13 protein-coding genes and 1 tRNA gene are annotated in these 16,354 nt (G+C 73.8%); 5 read left to right on the forward strand and 9 right to left on the reverse strand.

Features of this window, described 5'->3' with window-relative positions; all coding sequences use genetic code 11:
• Positions 1-39 precede the first annotated feature (39 nt).
• From FHR36_RS08955 to FHR36_RS08965, 3 genes are all read right to left on the reverse strand, one after another.
• Positions 40-2,838 (reverse strand): AfsR/SARP family transcriptional regulator, encoded by a 2,799-nt coding sequence (locus FHR36_RS08955; RefSeq protein ID WP_253795477.1) that lies wholly within the window; start codon positions 2,836-2,838, stop codon positions 40-42.
• Between the two features lie 357 nt (positions 2,839-3,195).
• The gene (locus tag FHR36_RS08960) at positions 3,196-4,338 is read right to left on the reverse strand and encodes a serine hydrolase domain-containing protein (RefSeq protein ID WP_253795478.1); all 1,143 of its coding nucleotides are present in this window, start codon (positions 4,336-4,338) and stop codon (positions 3,196-3,198) included.
• A gap of 115 nt (positions 4,339-4,453) precedes the next feature.
• The gene (locus FHR36_RS08965; protein WP_253795479.1) at positions 4,454-6,907 is read right to left on the reverse strand and encodes a helix-turn-helix transcriptional regulator; all 2,454 of its coding nucleotides are present in this window, start codon (positions 6,905-6,907) and stop codon (positions 4,454-4,456) included.
• A 165-nt stretch (positions 6,908-7,072) separates the two neighbouring features.
• Between FHR36_RS08965 and FHR36_RS08970 the strand changes: the two genes are divergently transcribed.
• Positions 7,073-7,300, forward strand: coding sequence for a hypothetical protein (locus FHR36_RS08970; RefSeq protein WP_253795480.1), 228 nt, complete (start codon positions 7,073-7,075; stop codon positions 7,298-7,300).
• Positions 7,301-7,320: 20 nt separating this feature from the next.
• On the opposite strand, the gene FHR36_RS08975 is transcribed toward FHR36_RS08970, so the two are convergent.
• Positions 7,321-7,710 (reverse strand): hypothetical protein, encoded by a 390-nt coding sequence (locus FHR36_RS08975; protein WP_253795481.1) that lies wholly within the window; start codon positions 7,708-7,710, stop codon positions 7,321-7,323.
• Between the two features lie 140 nt (positions 7,711-7,850).
• Positions 7,851-7,938 (reverse strand) — tRNA-Leu (locus tag FHR36_RS08980).
• 184 nt (positions 7,939-8,122) lie between these two features.
• On the opposite strand from FHR36_RS08980, the gene FHR36_RS08985 reads away from it, so the two are divergent.
• The 3 genes from FHR36_RS08985 (at position 8,123) to FHR36_RS08995 (ending at position 10,974) form a co-directional block, all read left to right on the forward strand.
• Entirely contained in the window at positions 8,123-9,445 is a 1,323-nt protein-coding gene (locus FHR36_RS08985) for a M20/M25/M40 family metallo-hydrolase (RefSeq protein ID WP_253795483.1), read from the forward strand.
• Between the two features lie 234 nt (positions 9,446-9,679).
• The gene (locus FHR36_RS08990; RefSeq protein WP_253795485.1) at positions 9,680-9,922 is read left to right on the forward strand and encodes a chaplin; all 243 of its coding nucleotides are present in this window, start codon (positions 9,680-9,682) and stop codon (positions 9,920-9,922) included.
• 257 nt (positions 9,923-10,179) lie between these two features.
• Positions 10,180-10,974 (forward strand): chaplin, encoded by a 795-nt coding sequence (locus FHR36_RS08995; protein WP_253795487.1) that lies wholly within the window; start codon positions 10,180-10,182, stop codon positions 10,972-10,974.
• Positions 10,975-11,243: 269 nt separating this feature from the next.
• Here FHR36_RS08995 and FHR36_RS09000 read toward each other — a convergent pair whose 3' ends face one another.
• Both FHR36_RS09000 and FHR36_RS09005 read right to left on the reverse strand, forming a co-directional pair.
• Positions 11,244-11,450, reverse strand: coding sequence for a DUF5703 family protein (locus FHR36_RS09000; RefSeq protein ID WP_308199323.1), 207 nt, complete (start codon positions 11,448-11,450; stop codon positions 11,244-11,246).
• Positions 11,451-11,728: 278 nt separating this feature from the next.
• A protein-coding gene (locus tag FHR36_RS09005) for an IS5 family transposase (RefSeq protein ID WP_253796714.1) occupies positions 11,729-12,525 on the reverse strand; the annotation gives its coding sequence in 2 pieces (ribosomal slippage) (positions 11,729-12,189 and positions 12,189-12,525; 798 coding nt in all).
• Positions 12,526-12,627: 102 nt separating this feature from the next.
• On the opposite strand from FHR36_RS09005, the gene FHR36_RS09010 reads away from it, so the two are divergent.
• Positions 12,628-13,239 (forward strand): hypothetical protein, encoded by a 612-nt coding sequence (locus FHR36_RS09010; protein ID WP_253795490.1) that lies wholly within the window; start codon positions 12,628-12,630, stop codon positions 13,237-13,239.
• Between the two features lie 85 nt (positions 13,240-13,324).
• Here the strand turns inward: FHR36_RS09010 and FHR36_RS09015 are convergent, their stop codons facing one another.
• Both FHR36_RS09015 and FHR36_RS09020 read right to left on the reverse strand, forming a co-directional pair.
• Positions 13,325-15,346 carry a helix-hairpin-helix domain-containing protein gene (locus FHR36_RS09015; protein WP_253795492.1) on the reverse strand — a complete coding sequence of 674 codons (2,022 nt, stop codon included), beginning with the start codon at positions 15,344-15,346 and terminating at the stop codon, positions 13,325-13,327.
• 27 nt (positions 15,347-15,373) lie between these two features.
• Positions 15,374-16,351 (reverse strand): aldo/keto reductase, encoded by a 978-nt coding sequence (locus FHR36_RS09020; RefSeq protein WP_253795494.1) that lies wholly within the window; start codon positions 16,349-16,351, stop codon positions 15,374-15,376.
• Positions 16,352-16,354 lie beyond the last annotated feature (3 nt).

Consider the following 16,354-nt stretch of genomic DNA (forward strand, 5'->3'; position numbering starts at 1 on the left):
ACCACCGGGGCCGCGCGGCCCGCCGCAGGCGCGCCCCGGTCAGTCCGCCTGGCGCGTGGCGAACGCCTCCAATCCCTTGAGGCTCAGCCGCCGGTAGTGGTCGAGCCCGTGCTGCTGCGCGAGTTCGAGAGTCTCCAGGAAGTAGCGCCGTGCCACCTCGGGATCGCCGTGTTCGAGATGCGTCCGGGCGATCGTCTCGAGCGTGTCGGCGACGTTCCCGTGGCTGTGCTGCGCCCGCCGGATCTCGAGCGCCTCGGCGAGCACGTCCAGAGCCTCCTGCGGACGGCCCAGGCCGCGCAGCGTGTCGCCCAGATTGCTCAGCGCCGTCGACAACTTCTCCCGCGAACCGGCTGCCCGCCAGCCCGCCACCGCGGCCTGAAACGTCCGCTCGGCACCCTCCAGGTCGCCGGACTCGAACAGCACGCCCCCGGCCGTCAGCAGATCACCCGGTCGGCTCGTCGACGTCGAGAGCTCCAGGGCCTGCTCCAGGTACGCCTGTGCCTGGTCGAGCTCCCCGGCCTGCTGGCTCGCCGCAGCGAGGTTCGACAGCACCACGCGCTGGCCCTCGGTGTCGTCGACAGCCCGGAACAGCTCGAGGGCGGTCCGCAGGTGGTCGAGACTGCGCTCGTTGCGCTGGACCAGGCCGTTCGCCACCCCCAGACGGCCGTGCAGCCACGCCTGGCCTTCGCGGTCGCCGGCTGCGCGCGTCGCGGCGAGCGCCTCCTCCAGGCACTCCAGCCACACGCCGTTCCACCAGTAGGTCAGGCCGTAGCCGAATAGCGCCGCCGCGGCCCGCCAGGCGACGTCCGGACGGTCCAGCGCGACGGCGAGGCGGACGGCCGACCGGATCGCGGGCAGCTCGTCGACACACCACTCCAGTGCCGCCACCTCGTCCGCGAACTCGGGCAGCTCGGGGTCGGCCGGGTCCGCGGCGGCACCAGCCCCGGCGAGCGGCGGAATCGGCCGGGCCTGCGGCGCGATGGTCCGGTTGGCCTTGGTGACCGCCGCTGCGTACCAGCACACCAGCCGCAACTGGGCCGACCGCCGGGCCTCCTCGGACTCGTCCTCCCGGGCCCGCTCCGCCGCGAACTCGCCGAGCAGGTCGTGGAAGCGGTAGCGCCCCGACGCTGCCTGATCCAGCAGGTGGGAGTCGATCAGCGCGTCCAGGACGTCCAGCGCGTCGTCCACCGGCGCGCCCATCAGGGCGGCCGCGGACTCCGCCGAGTGGTGGTGCGGCCACAGGCCCAGCAGCCGGAACGCCCGCGCCGCCTCCCGCTCCACCGGCCGGTCGCCCGCCAGCAGCGAGCTGTACGAGAACGAGAACGCCTCCCGGACCGCGAGGTGGTCCACCGCGAGCGCCTTCAGCCGGTCCGCCCGGCCGAGCCGGCGGGCCAGCTCGTCCAGCCGCCAGGACGGCCGGTGTGCCAGCCGGCTGCCGGCGATCCGCAGGGCCAGCGGCAGGCCGGCGCAGGCCGCCATGATCTTCCCGGCGGCCACCGGATCGGCCGCCACCCGGTCCTCGCCGCACATCGCCGCCAGCAGGCGGCGCTGCTCCTCCTCGGCCAGCGGACCCAGCGGGATCCGGGTCGAGCACTGCACCCCCGGCAGCTTGTGACGGCTGGTCACCACCACCGCGGAGCGCCCCGTCCCGGGCAGCAGCGGGGCGACCTGGCGGCTGTCCCCGGCGTTGTCCAGCACCACCAGCACCCGCCGCTCGGCGAGCAGTGACCGGTAGAGCGCCGCCCGGTCGTCCACGTGCTCGGGCAGGGTCTCGCCCGCAACACCCAGATCGGTCAGGAAGCGGCCCAGCAGGTCGTGCGGCGTCCGGGCCGCGGACAGTCCGAAGCCGTGCAGGTCGGCGTAGAGCTGGCCGTCCGGGTAGTCCTCCCGCACGGCCCGGGCGCCGTGCACCACCAGCGTGGTCTTGCCGACACCGCCCATACCGGTGACCAGCACCACCCGGGCCGGCGCGTCCCGGTCGCCGGGGCGCAGGTACAGCGCCAGCGCGTCCAGCTCGCCCTGCCGGCCGGTGAAGTCGCCCGGCGCGGTCGGCAGCTGGGCCGGCACCGGGACGGCGGCCACCGCATCGTCCGGCTCCTCCTGCGGGAGCGGCCCGTCCGCGGCCAGCACCTCCTGGTGGGCCCGCTGGACGGCGGCCCCCGGCTCCACGCCCAGCTCCTCCACCAGGGTGGTGCGCAGCTCCTGGTACACCGCGAGGGCGTCGGCCCGGCGGCCGGTGCGGTGCAGGACCAGCATCAGCTGGCGGTGGAAGGACTCCCGCAGCGGATGGTCGGCCGTCAGCCGGGCGAGTTCGGCGCTCAGCCCGTGGTGGCGGCCGAGCTCCAGCTCGGCGTCGAACCGCCACTCCAGCGCCTCCAGGTGAAGCTCCACCAGGTGGTCGAGCCCGGTCTCCGACCCGGCCGGCGGGCCGCCCCGCCAGAGGGCGAGCGCCGCCGTCACCTGCTCCGCGACGCGGGGCCAGTCCCGCTCGCCGTGCGCCGACCGGGCCGTACGCAGGTGCGTGGTGAACACGGCGCTGTCCAGCTCGCCGTCCTCGACCCGCAGGACGTACCCGGACGCGGTGGACCGCAGCCGGTCCTCCAGGAGCGGGCCGAGGCTCCGGCGCAGCCGGCCGATGTGGTTGTGCAGCGATGCCTGCGCGGTCCGCGGCGGCCGCTCGCCCCATACCGCCGCCACCAGCGCTTCGGCGGTGACCGGGCGGTTGGGGTCGAGCAGAAGGTGCGTCAGCAGCGCCCGGTGGGTGGGACTGGTGATCGGACGCGGCTCGCGACCGTCGTGGACGGTCAGCGGGCCGAGCAGGCCGAACGCGATGGCCATGGTCTCCCCAGATCGGATGGTCTGTTAGGCGCATGTTAGTTCGCTGTGGTCGGCGGCCTGCAGGATGGTCCGCAGGACGCCGGACGCCGCACCGATCGAGGCGGCAGACCACGGGGGAGGAACGCCGATGAACCGTCGATCGACCGCCGCTCAGCGGGACACCGTCTGGACCTGACACACCGTTCCCCGCCGCACAACGGCGGGGGCCGGACGCCCACGGGGGGCTGTGGGGGGCTGCAGGGGCACCAGGGGGAAGGTGAGAGCGGGTCGGGACCGAATCGGTCCCGACCCGCTCTCATGTCCGCGTTCAGGCCGTGCTGTCGGAGGCGGCCTGCGGCCGGGGCCTTCGCTGCGGGGTCACAGCGCGCAGAACGCGTCGACGGTGGCCTTGCCGGTGTCCTGCTGGCCCTTCGTCCCGGCCATCAGGTGGAACTCGTTGTTGGCGCGCACCACCTGCTTGCTGCCGTCCTCGCTGGTGAGCCAGTCGCTGTAGTAGCCGAGGACGGCGCCGTTGTGGTTCCAGGCCCACTGCCCGCACGGCAGCTGCACGTGGATGATGCCCAGGCCGTACCCGACGGTGCCGTCGGCCGTCACCGGGACGGTGGTCTTCAGCTCGGCCTCCTGCGCCGGTGCCAGGAGCTTCCCGGTCACCAGCGCCCGGGAGAACGCGGCCAGGTCGTCCACGGTGGACACCATCGCCCCGGCGGGCCCGAAGGTCTGCACGTCGGACACGGTGACGTCGCGGATCACGATCCCGACCACCGGGTACTCGTAGCCGTGCAGGTACGTGCCGTGCAGCGCCGGGTCGGCGGTGGGGAAGGTGGTGTCGTGCAGGCCGAGCGGTTCGACGATCCGCTGCCGGATCTCGGTGGCCGCGTCGTTGCCGGTGACCGCCTTGATCACCATGCCGGCCAGCACGTAGTTGGTGTTGGCGTAGCTCCACTTCGTCCCCGGCGCGGCGGACGGCTTCTGCTGGGCGAGCGCCAGGTCCACCAGGGTCTGCGGCGGCCAGGGCCGGTTGGGCTGGGTGTTCAGCGCGTAGGTGAGCGCGAAGCCGGCGTCCTTGGCGTACTCGGGCAGGCCGGAGGTGTGGTTGAGCAGCTGACGGATGGTGATCTTCGTGCCGTCGTAGCCGTTGGCGGCGACCGCGCCCGGCAGCCAGTGGTCCACGGTGTCGTCCAGCGACAGTCGGTGCTCGCCCTCCAGCTGGAGCAGCACGGTGGCCGTGAACGCCTTGGTGTTGCTGCCGATCCGGAACTGCGCCCGGGGATCCGCCGCGACCCGGGTGGCCAGGTCGCCCACCCCCGCGTGGACGTACTGCGCCTCGTCGCCCCGGCGGACCAGGCCGATCACCCCGGGGTAGCCGTCGGCCACCCCCTGCTGCGCACCGGCCTGCAGCAGACCGGCCGCGGTCGGCGTGTCGGCGTGCGCCGGGCCGATCCCGGCCAGGGCGGCGAGCACCAGCGCGGCGCCGGCCGCGGTCAGACGTATGGACTTCATCGGATTCCTCCATCGACGGGTGGTCATCCCACGCCACGGGTTGGTGGCTGCTCCGATGCTGGTCCGGACCGGCTGTGGTGGACAGGTCAAGCCACCGGCCAGATATGGCCGACCGTCAGGACGTCCCGCTCGGGTCCGCGGTCGGGGCCCCGGTGCGGGCGTCGGTGGAGGGGAAGCGGGCCGGTGCGTAGCCGGCCCGGCGCCGGCGGAAGGTGTGGGCGAGGTGGTGCTGCAACCGCAGGTGCCGGAACTGGTACACCGCCCCCGTCCGGCGCAGCACCCCGCGCCGGTAGGCGTCGTCCAGGAAGGCCTCCGGATCCCAGGGCAGCCGGCCGGTCAACGGCAGCCACACCCGGGACAGCACCAGCCACTGCCCCCAGGCGGTGAAGGCGAGGGCGTACGCGAGCCCGCCGCCCAGCCCGGCGACCGTACCGATGACCAGCGCGTCCGAGAGCCGCCAGTTCAGCGGTCCGAGCCAGCCCTGCAGCGCGTCGACGACCAGGCGCCCGCCGAAGGCGATCACGAGGGTGAACGCCGGTGCCAGCACCAGGACCTGGCGGACCACCGCCCTGCGATTGGTGGCCAGCAGATCGGCCGGAGTCGCCGCCGACGCCACGTCGACGGGCGCCTCCAGCGCGGCCACCAGCCCGAACACCAGCCCGGCGGCCAGGCCGAAGATCAGCCCGAAGCACAGCATGTTGATCAGGGTGGCCTCGATCACCGCCGGATCGGTGATCGGGATCCCCGGATAGAGCGCGCGCTCCAACGTGAGGGCGCAGGCGCAGCCGACGCCCATCACCGAGCCGCCGAGCAGCCCGTCCACGAACCGGCGGCCGAAGGTCCGCACCGACCGGCGACCGCCACCCCGGCGGCCCGGCAGCCGCAGGCGGACCCGGGTCGGTTCGAGGGCCCTCCCGCTGCCGACCGCGAGCATCGCCGCGTACACGGACCCGAAGGCGACCCCGGCCACCGGGCCCATCAGACTGCCCTGCAGCAGGGCTTCGCCGATCCCGCCGGCGGTGACCAGCGGATACACCAGCCAGTTCGGCAGGGCGACGGCGAGCGCGGTCGCCACCACCACGGCCAGGACCCGGGTCGAGCGCCGCACCGTGTCGCCGAGCTGCCACCAGCCGAGGTCCTGCTGGTCGCGGTCGAGCCGGACCAGGTGCTGGGCGAGGTGCCCGAGCCAGTACTCGGCGCGCTCGGGGTCCCATTTTCGCCGGCGCGGGCCGGGGGCGTCCGGCTCCGGGACGGCGGGCCGGTAGACCGCGGGCAGGAACCCCGCCAGCAGGTGCTCCTCCAGCGCCCGTACGGTCGGGAAGCGTGCGGTGTCGAGCAGCTCGGCCGGGTCCCGGTCCGGTGCGTCGCTGTACATCGTGCGGGCCAGGCTCACCATCAGCGGGGTGGTCAGCGCCGCCGCGAGGTTCGCCCCGCCCGGGGTCCGCGGGTCGCGCAGCGCGTCCAGGACCCCGTCCCACACCGAACCGCCGCCCGGCTCGCCGTCGGGGGCGGTCGTCCGGTCGGTCCGCGGCAGGTAGGAGCCCAGGTCGTCGAGGGTCAGATCGGTCAGCTCGATGCCGGCCGCCCACGCCGGCGGCGCGTGCGCCGCCCGGACCGCCTCGGCGAACTCCTCGCGCCGACTGGTCAGCACCAGCGGCATCGTGGACGCGTTCAGCGCCTCCAGGGCCTCGCGCCGCAGCCCCTCCGCGATCTCGTCGAACCCGTCCAGCACCGGCAGGATCAGGTCGGCGTCCACCAGTGCGGCGGCCAGCGAGCCGCGACCGGGGCCCCGTCGGGCCAGATGCGGGTGGTCGCGCAGCAGGCGGGCGATCAGCCAGTCGCGCAGTGCGACGGTCTTCGGGTCCCACGGACCGAGGCCGCACACGACCGGCACCCGGCCACCGACCGCGGCCGGCGCCTCCAGCAGGTCCAGCACCAGCCTGATCGTCAGCACCGACTTGCCGGATCCCGCCCGGCCGAGCACCACCAGCCGGCCGGACGAGACCCGCCGGTAGACCTCCGCCACACTCCGCAGATCACCGCTCAGGTCCAGCTGCCGCGGCACCCCGCCCGGCCCGAGCCGCTGGACGTTCTCCGCACGGTCCGTCAGCTCCGCGGGCGCCGGCCGCCACCGGACCGGCAGCGGGAACGGATGGGCGATCCGTCGCTGCGCCTCCTCGTCCCGCCACCGGCGCCGCACCTCGGTCGCCAACTCCAGTGCGGCGTCGGCGAGCGCGGGGTGCACCGGCGGTGCGGCGGGGGCCCGAGGGGCAGCCGCGGGCGGGGGAGCGGACGGCTCCGCGGGCACCCCGGCCCCGGCGTCGGTCCTGCCCACTTCCGCGGTCTCGGTCCCGGCGAGGACGTCCGAGAGCTGTTTCCGGTCGTCGGGGCCGATCTCCAGGGCGTCCGCGAGCAGGTTCACCGTGCCCATCCGGTGGTCGGTCGACCTGCCGGTCTCCAACCGCCGGATGGTGCGGACGCTCACCCCCGACCGCTCCGCGACCTGCTCCTGCGTCAGCCCCGCCCGATTGCGCAGCCCGCGTAACAACGTGCCGAGCTGATCCGTCACTTGGCGCCCCTCTTCTCGCCGCCGCGGCCGTTCGTGAGCCTACCGTGACGACCGGCCACAGTTGGCCGGTGCCCTGGCCTGTCCGGCGCAGCGGCGCGACCTCCACGATCGCTGCCCGGGCTCGCACGGCCCGCACCATCCGGCCCACCGACCCGAGGAGTCCCCATGGCCCACCGCTACTGGTGCGGCGAGTGCAGCCACCGCACCCCCTGGCTCACCGAGTCCGAGGCCGCACAGCGGCAGATCGAGCACTACGCGGCCGAGCATCCCGGCATCCCGCCCGGCGGCCACGTCGAGGTCGACCGGGGCGGCCCCGACCGCGGCTTCGGCTGCCTCCAGCTGCTCGGGATCGCGATCCTGCTGCTGGTCCTCGCGGCGGCCTGCCGCCGCTGACCGGCGCCGGGTGCCCGCGCTCACACCGGGGCGCCGTCCTCGTCCCCGTCCTCCTCGTCCCCGTACTCGTCCTCCAGCCAGACCGGGAACTCGGCGTCGTCGCGCCGCAGCCGCAGGTCCCACGACTCGGGGCTGAGGCTGTAGCCCTCGCGGATCAGGCTCTCGATCTCCCGCCACGCCTCGAGCAGCGCCTCGTCCTCGTTCACCGCCGAGTGCCGCGCACCGTGGATCCGGCTCTCCATCGGATCGACGAACCAGACCCGGGCGACCGTCCAGGCGCGCCCGCGCACCGCGACCCTGACCGTCCGCGGCCACGCGCCCGGGATGCCGGTCTCGTAGTCCGCGAAGAGCGTGAACGTCTGACCGTCCCGGATCGGCAGACCGAAGATCCCGATGTGCTTGGTCGTCATGCGGACGATCATGTCGCGCCCGCCACCCCGCGAGCCCCGCATCCCGGCCTTCGCCACCATTCGCCAGGGTGATGTCCACGGACCGGGGAGCAGGCCCGGAAAAGCCGAAAGACCCCAGCTCAGCTGGGGTCTTTCGATGATGGTGTCCGAGGGGGGACTTGAACCCCCACGCCCGATAAAGGGCACTAGCACCTCAAGCTAGCGCGTCTGCCATTCCGCCACCCGGACGGGGTGTCGTCCTCGCGGCTCCGTGCCGCGCTGACATGAGTAACAGTAGCAAAGATCGGGTTCGAGTCCCAAAACCGCCCCCCGAGGGCCCGGCTCGGCTTGGATCCGCGGGTTGGGCCTTGGGGTGGCGGGGGTGCTGGGGGAGGATGGCGGAACCGACGAGCTGGAAGCACGAGGTGGAAGCATGAGCGAGGGCAGCGGGCGCACGGTGACGGCCGAGTCGGAGGTCGCCGAGATCTGCCGCGACCTGATCCGGATCGACACCAGCAACTACGGCGACGGCTCGGGGCCGGGTGAGCGCAAGGCGGCGGAGTACGTCGCGGAGCAGCTCGCCGAGTTCGGCCTGGAGCCGAAGATCTACGAGTCGGCGAAGGGCCGGGCCTCCACCGTGGTCCGGATCGAGGGGGAGGACCGTTCGCGGCCGGGCCTGCTGATCCACGGGCACACCGACGTGGTGCCGGCCAACGCGGCGGACTGGACCCACCACCCGTTCTCGGGCGAGATCGCGGACGGCTGCGTCTGGGGCCGCGGCGCGGTGGACATGAAGGACATGGACGCGATGACCCTCGCGGTGGTCCGCGACCGGCTGCGCACCGGCCGCAAGCCCCCGCGCGACCTGGTGCTGGCCTTCCTCGCGGACGAGGAGGCCGGCGGCACCTACGGCGCCCGCTTCCTGGTCGACAAGCACCCGGACCTGTTCGAGGGCGTCACGGAGGCGATCGGCGAGGTCGGCGGCTTCTCCTTCACGGTCAACGACCAGGTGCGGCTCTACCTGGTGGAGACGGCGGAGAAGGGCATGCACTGGATGCGCCTGACCGTCGAGGGCCGGGCCGGGCACGGCTCGATGGAGAACGACGACAACGCGATCACCGAGCTGTGCGAGGCGGTGGCCCGGCTCGGCCGGCACACCTTCCCGCTGCGGATCACCAAGACGGTCCGCGCCTTCCTGGACGAGCTGTCGGACGCGCTCGGCGTCCCGCTCGACCCGGAGAACATGGACGAGACGCTGCGCGTCCTCGGCGGCATCGCCAAGATGATCGGCACCACCCTGCGCAACACCGCCCAGCCGACCATGCTGGGCGCCGGCTACAAGGTCAACGTGATCCCCGGCCAGGCCACCGCGCACGTGGACGGCCGCTTCCTGCCCGGCTACGAGGAGGAGTTCCTGGCCGAGCTGGACAGTGTGCTCGGCCCCCGGGTGAAGCGGGAGAGCCTGCACTACGACAAGGCGCTGGAGACCACCTTCGACGGCGCGCTGGTGGACGCGATGCAGACCGCGCTGCGCGCCGAGGATCCGATCGCCCGGGCCGTGCCGTACTGCCTCTCCGGCGGGACGGACGCCAAGTCGTTCCAGGACCTCGGGATCCGGTGCTTCGGCTTCGCGCCGCTGCAGCTGCCGCCGGACCTGGACTTCGCCGGCATGTTCCACGGGGTGGACGAGCGGGTGCCGGTGGACGGTCTGAAGTTCGGCGTCCGGGTGCTGGACCGCTTCCTCGACGCCTGCTGAGACGGTCTGCCCGGTCGGTCTGCCCGGCCGGCCGCATTGTCGGAGGGGATGATTTGGGACAGCGGAAACCCGGGTCGGAGGAACGCTTCTGCCGGTAATTCCAGGTCGAGTGAATGTGCGAGCCATCACCGTTGAGAGTGAATGCGTGATCGCTGCCGTACCCCGTTCGCGGTGCCCTCGTTCACCCATTTGCAGTCCGGGGGAACGGGCTGCGCCATCGACCAGGAGGAACACATGAAGGCCAAGAAGATCGCTGCCGTTGTCGCTGCCACCGGTGGCCTGGTGCTGGCCGGCGCGGGTGCCGCGGCCGCTCACGGCGGGGCTTCCGCCGAGGGTGTGGCCGCCGGCTCCCCGGGCGTGCTGTCGGGCAACCTGATTCAGATCCCGGTGAACGTGCCGGTCAACGTCTGCGGCAACACGATCAGCGTGATCGGCCTGCTCAACCCGGCGTTCGGCAACCACTGCATGAACGGCTGAGCGGATCCCGTCCGCTGGTGACGGTCACGTCACTCACGCGCCCCCGCGCGGTGGTTTCTGCCACCGCCTGGGGGCGCGTGCCGTTCCGGCGCGACCACTCGTTCGGGTCGGCGTCGACCTGGGTTTCCGGCGTGTCACTCGATCTGATGAACGGACTGCATCCGGCCGATCCAATTGGCGAGTCGGTCGTTGTCTGTTGTACCGGCGAGGGTCTCGTCAGGAATTCCGACAATCAGAAGAAGAAGTCAGGGGAGTCCATGCGACAGGTCGCAAAGAAGGGCCTTCTCACGGCCATGGCCACCGGCAGCGTTCTGGCCTCCACGGCCGGCTACGCGTACGCCGCGGGCAGCGACGCCCACGGTACGGCCGCCAACTCGCCCGGCGTCGGCTCGGGCAACTCGGTGCAGGCCCCGGTGGACCTCCCCGTGAACGCCTGCGGCAACACCATCAACGTGATCGGCCTGCTCAACCCGGCGTACGGCAACGACTGCTCCAACCAGTCCGGGGGCGGCCACGGCGGCGGCACCCACGCGGGCTCCGGCTCGTCCGCGAGCGGTTCCAGCACCAACTCGCCCGGCGTCGTCTCCGGCAACCACGTGCAGGCCCCGATCAGCGCCCCGGTCGACGCCTGCGGCAACTCGGTCAACGTGGTCGGCATCGGCAACCCGGCCTTCGGCAACGACTGCGGCAACCACGGGTCCACCACCGCCCACCCGCCGACCACGCCGCCCCCGTCGCACGGCGACGACTGCCCGCCGGACCACCACACCCCGCCGCCCACCGGTGACCACACCCCGCCGCCCACCAGCGTCCCGGAGACCCCGTCCACCGGCACCGACCGCACCGGCGGCGGGACCCCGACCACCGTGACGCCGGTCTCCTCCACCGGGACGGGGAGCAGCACCCAGACCGTCGAGGCCGCGGCGCCCGTCCGCGACCAGCTCGCCTCCACCGGCGCTTCCGGGCTGGAGCTGCTCGCCCCGACCGGTGCGCTGCTGCTCATCGGCGGCGGCGTGCTCTACCGCCGCTCGCGGGTGAACGCCGGCCGCTGAGCCGGCTGACGCCGCCGGTCGAACAGGCCGGGCCACCGGACGGTCGCGAGGGAGGCGGCGGTCCGGCGGTCCGGCCTTCGACGGTTGCGGGCCTGCGGCGCGCGGCGTGTGACGTGCGGGAGGGGCGCGACGAGGGGGCTCGGTGGCCCGCTGATGTCCTGGGGACGTGCGCGCGCGAGGCGGGCCCCGTCGCCCGGCTCAGAGGCGCAGGGACGCGGGGCGCCGGGTGGGCGCTCAGCCGCTGGGCTGCGCCCTCGCGGCGGGTGGTGCTACCAGTTGCGGACCTGGCGGATGATCCGGCGCTTGAGGCGGACCGTCCGGCTCCCGTCCGGGAAGAGGCGGAGCCGGTCGAGCTCCCAGTGCCCGTACTCGGCGTGCTCGGTGAGCAGCTGCCGGGCGGCGTTGCGGCTGGTGCCGCGCGGAAGGCGCAGCATTTGGTACTCGTACTCCGGCTGCCTGACCGGCTTGGTCGGGATCAATGCATCTCCTCCTGCGGTGCGCTGCCTGCAAGCGTACGACCTGCGGATGGCCCTGCGGCCGGTCGTGCCCGTGCCGGTGGTCCCGCCGGGGCGGGCCCCCGGGGTGAGCCTGTCGTCCTCCGATCTGAGCGTCAATCAGTTTTGGTGCCGAGGAAATGGATACCCCGTGGGGCGCCCGCAACGCCTTCGGGTGGTGTTCCGGCCGGTCCGGAGGTGTGCGCAGAACCACCCGGATCGGACATCAGGGCGGAACTTGCCGTGAATTAGAAGCCATCTCATTTGGCCAGCCGGCGATGGCAGATGAGTGCCGCGGCGATGGTGGCGAAGGCTGCGAAGTGGTCGGCTTTGCGTTCGTAGCGGCGGTGGAGCCGACGGAAGCCGCCCAGCCATGCGACGGTCCGCTCGATCACCCAGCGGTGCCGGCCGAGGCGGCTGGAGGACTCGATGCCGCGGCGTGCGATGCGGGTCGTGATCTGTCGTCGTCGCAGGTAGGAGCGGATGAAGCGGTGGTCGTAGGCTTTGTCGCCGTGGAGCCTGCCGGGCCGGCGGCGCCGGGGGCCGCGGCGGGAGCGGATCGGTGGGATCGCCTCGACGAGCGGAATCAGGGCCTGGCTGTCGTGCAGGTTTGCGCCGGAGATCGCCAGCGACAGGGGTAAACCGGTGCGTTCGGTGAGCAAGTGGATCTTTGACCCGAACTTGCCCCGATCGACAGGATTCGGACCCGTCAGGTCCCCTTTTTCGTGGCCCGCATGTTCACGGAGTCGACCGCGCACCTCGACCAGTCCAGCTCACCCTGCGAGCCGAGCTCGTCCAGGACCAGACGATAGAGCTTGGCCCACACCCGGGCCGCGGTCCACTCGGTGAAGCGCCGGTGGGCCGTCGGCCCGGACGGGCCGAAACACGGCGGCAACTGGGCCCACGTGCACCCCGATGTCGCCACGAACACGATCGCCGCAAGCACTTCGCGGTCCCCGTGCCGGCGTCGGCCACCGCCCTGCGGGCGCGTCGGTGCCGCTGGCACCACCCGCTGGAACAGCTCCCACAACTCGTCCGGTACCAGCCGCTCCACGATCGTCACGAGAGCAGCCTACAAGCCCAAATGAGATAGCTTCTTAGCGGCCGTAGGTGACAACCGCTGTGCGTGTCGTCGTCGGGTGGGGATAGCGTCTGCACCATGTCTGATGCCGCGCAGCTGACCATTACCGAGGTACGGGCCGCCGCCGAGGCGGTCAAGGCCGCGATCGACCGCCATCTGCAGGCTGTCTCCAGCACCGTCGAGGCAGGGGATCCCGCTGTCGCCAGTGCGTACGAGGAGCTCGCTGCGGCGGCGATTGCCTACGACCAGATCCTGTACGAGGTGTACGACGAGGTGACCCCGTTCGAGGTCCCGGGCGACGAGTCCGGCGGGGCCTACCACGGGCCGGACCACCCGGAGGCGATCAGCGTGCTGATCCGCCGCGACTACCTGATCACCGACCCGAAGCGGCTGCGCGAGCAGGCCGAGCGGGTGGACTCCTCGCTCACTCCCGGTGGTGGCGAGGGCAGCGGTGTGACGGCGGCGATCGGGGTGGTGTTCGGGGAGTACGAACCGGACGAGATCGCCGCCCGGGCGGAGGAGTTCGGCCTGGAGGAGGGCGACTCCACGCTGTGGGTGTCGGCCGCCGAGCCGTCCGAGCCGGGGGAGTGGCTGCCGGAGCCGTTCGACACCGCCGATCCGGAGCTGCTGATCTGCCGCTTCGACGTCAGCGAGGTCTACGACGACGAGCTGGACTCGCTGGAGGGCTGACCCGCCGGGTCGACTCCGGGAACGCCGCAGGGGCGCGGGTGACCGCGCCCCTGCGGCGTTCTCCGGTGGGGGGACCTCCCCGGGCTCACTGCTCGGTGAGGACGGCCCGCAGGCGGGTGGTGCGGGGCTGGGCGGGGCGTTCGGCGACGGCCTGGGCGAGCGCCGGGCCGGCGGCGTGCACCACCGAGAGGTGGTTCTCGGCGCGGCCGAAGGCGGTGTAGAGCCACTGCCGGGTGAGGCCGGCGGCGGCGTCCTGGGGCAGGACGGTGACCACGGCGGGCCAGCGCCGGCCGACGGCCTGGTGGGCGGTGACGGCCCAGCCGTGGCGCAGGCGCCCGGCCTGGGCCGGGGTGAGGGTGATCCGCTCGCCGTCGGCGAGTTCGAGGTGCAGCCCGGTGGCGTCCCCGTCGAGCACCCGGCCGGGCAGGGTGAGGCCGAGCGCGGGCGAGTGGACCACCCGGTCGCCGGGGTCGAAGCCGCCGAACCGGCCGGGGCCCGGGTTGAGGCGGGCCTTGGCGGCGGCGTTCAGCGCCCGGGTGCCGGCGTCGCCGCCGTGCCCGGGGGCGATCAGGACGGTCTGCTCGGACGGGATGGACAGCGCCCGGGGGATGGAGTCGGCGAGCAGCTGGACGGCCCGGTGGACGGCCTCGCCGGCGTCCTTGACCGCGAGGATCACCACCTCCTTGTCGGGCGCCTCGACGGTCGACAGCTCGCCGATGCCGATGCCGGAGACCAGCTCGCCGATCGGGCCGAAGTCGGGCGTCCGGGAGGCCACCGCGGGGCAGACCTTCGCGGCCAGCAGGTCGGCGAAGAACCGGCCGGGACCGGCCGACCAGAGCTGGCCGGGGTCGCCGCTGAGCACCAGGCGGGTGCCGTCGGCGAGCGCCTCCAGCAGGGTGGCGGCGAGTTCGACGTCCAGCAGCGGTGCGTCCAGGACCAGCAGGACGTCCAGGGCGAGGGTGCCGTCCTCGGCCCGGCCGGGACCGGCGGTGCCGGCCAGCAGCCCGGACAGGGTGGCCACCCGGTCGGTGGCGGCCGAGCCCTCGGGCAGCATCGCGCGCAGGCTGTCGCGGCCCTGCTCGGTCCAGGTCGCCGCCCAGGTGCGGAGGCCGAGGCCGTGCGCGGTGTGGAGCAGGGCGGCGAGTTCGGCGCGGGCCGCCTCGCCGCCGGTGTGCAGCACCACGCCGCTCTCGGCGACGGCCCGGACCAGCGCCTTCGCCGAGGACGACCCGGCCGCGTCGGCCGCCTCCTCCCACGCGGTCGGGCCGGGCTGCACCGGTACCGCCGGCGCCGCCGGACCCTCGTCCTCGGCGCGTTCGTCTTCGTCTTCGCCGTCGTCGCTGTCCTGGACGACGGCCCCGCCAGCGGCCTCGTACTCCTCGTCCGAGCCCGGGGCGAAGGTGGAGAGCACCCGGACCAGGCCGTCCGCCAGGCTCTCCTCGGCGAGCGCGAGGCGCTCCAGGGCGAGCACGGTGCGGGTCGGCGGCTCCTCGTCCTCGTCGTTCGCGCCGGGGCGTCCGGGCAGTTCCTCCTGGAAGGCCATCACCCGGCCGTCGGTGACCACGGCCTGCAGGGCGGTGGCGGGGTCGGGCAGGCCGAGCCGCTCCAGGCCGGTCGCGACCTCGCCGATCTCCTGCGCCGAGTGGCCGCGCAGGGCGGCCTGCTCCAGCAGCCAGGGCACCAGCGCCTGGGCGCGGCGCGGGTCGCCCGGGCCGGCCCCGGCGCCGAGCAGGCCGCGGGCGAAGCCGTCCGCCTGCTCGGGGCGGACGCCGGGGAGGGTGAGCACGGCCCACGGGTCCTCGCGCAGCAGCGCGGCGGCGCCCTCGCCGAGCTCGGCGACGGCGGCGGGTGCCAGCGCGGCGGGGGCGCCGCCGGCGGTCAGCACCTCGGCGGCGGCCCGCAGCGCGGCGGCGCGCTGCTCGTCGTCGCCCGCGGCGGCGGCGCCGGCGGCGGTGGGTCCGTCGGCCGCGGCCGGGTCCCCTCCGGCGGCCGCAGCGGGGCCGGACGGGCCGGACGACCCCGACGAGCCGACCGCCCGGATCGCCTCGGCGAGCGCGGCCACCGTGCCCGCGTGCTGCTCGGGAGTCGTGCGCTCCGGTTCGGTCATGGTGGGCAACTCCTAACGGCCGGCCGCCTACAGCTCCGTCCAGCCCTGGTCCGGGTAGCGGTGCACCGGCGCCGAGACGTCGTCGAGCGCACCGCGGATCTCACCCGGAAGCGTAAGGGCCTCGACCGACAGTGAAGTCTGCAGCTGGGCGGCGGTGCGGGCACCGAGCAGGGTGGAGGCCACCCCGGGGCGGTCGCGGACCCACGCCAGGGCGACCTTGAGCGGGGTGGAGGCGAGGCCGTCGGCCGCCGTGGCGAGGGCGTCGACGATCCGGCGGGAGCGCTCGCCCAGGTAGGGCTGGACGAAGCCGGCGAGGTGCGGCGAGGCGCCGCGCGACTCGGGCGGGACGCCGTGCCGGTACTTGCCGGTGAGCACGCCGCGGCCGAGCGCCGAGGAGGCGATCAGGCCGATCCCGGCGTCCAGCGCGGCGGGCAGCACCTCGCGCTCGATGCCGCGCTGGAGCAGCGAGTACTCCATCTGCGTGCCGGCCAGCGGCACCCGGCCGGGGTGGCCGAGCTGCCACGCGGCGGCCTTGCCGAGCTGCCAGCCGCTGAAGCCCACGACGCCGACGTAGCGGGCCCGGCCGGAGGAGACGGCCAGGTCGAGGGCGTGCAGCGTCTCCTCGGTGGGGGTCTGCGGGTCGTACGCGTGGACCTGCCAGAGGTCGACGTGGTCGGTGCCCAGCCGCCGCAGCGAGGCGTCGAGGGCGGAGAGCAGGTGGCCGCGGGAGGCGTCGAACCGGCCGGGGGTGGTGGTGGAGCCGGCCTTGGTGGCGATGACCAGTTCGGACCGCGGGATCAGGCCGTCGGTCAGCCGGGAGAGCAGGTACTCGGCGCCGCCGTCGGCGTAGACGTCGGCCGTGTCGACCAGGGTGCCGCCGGCGTCGACGAAGGCCTTGAGCTGTTCAGCGGCCTCGTGTTCGTCGGTGTCCCGGCCCCAGGTCATGGTGCCGAGCCCGAGCCGGGAGACCCGCAGTCCCGTCCGGCCGAGGTTTCGCTGTTCCACGGA

Source organism: Kitasatospora cinereorecta (assembly GCF_024172095.1).
Lineage (GTDB): Bacteria > Actinomycetota > Actinomycetes > Streptomycetales > Streptomycetaceae > Kitasatospora > Kitasatospora cinereorecta.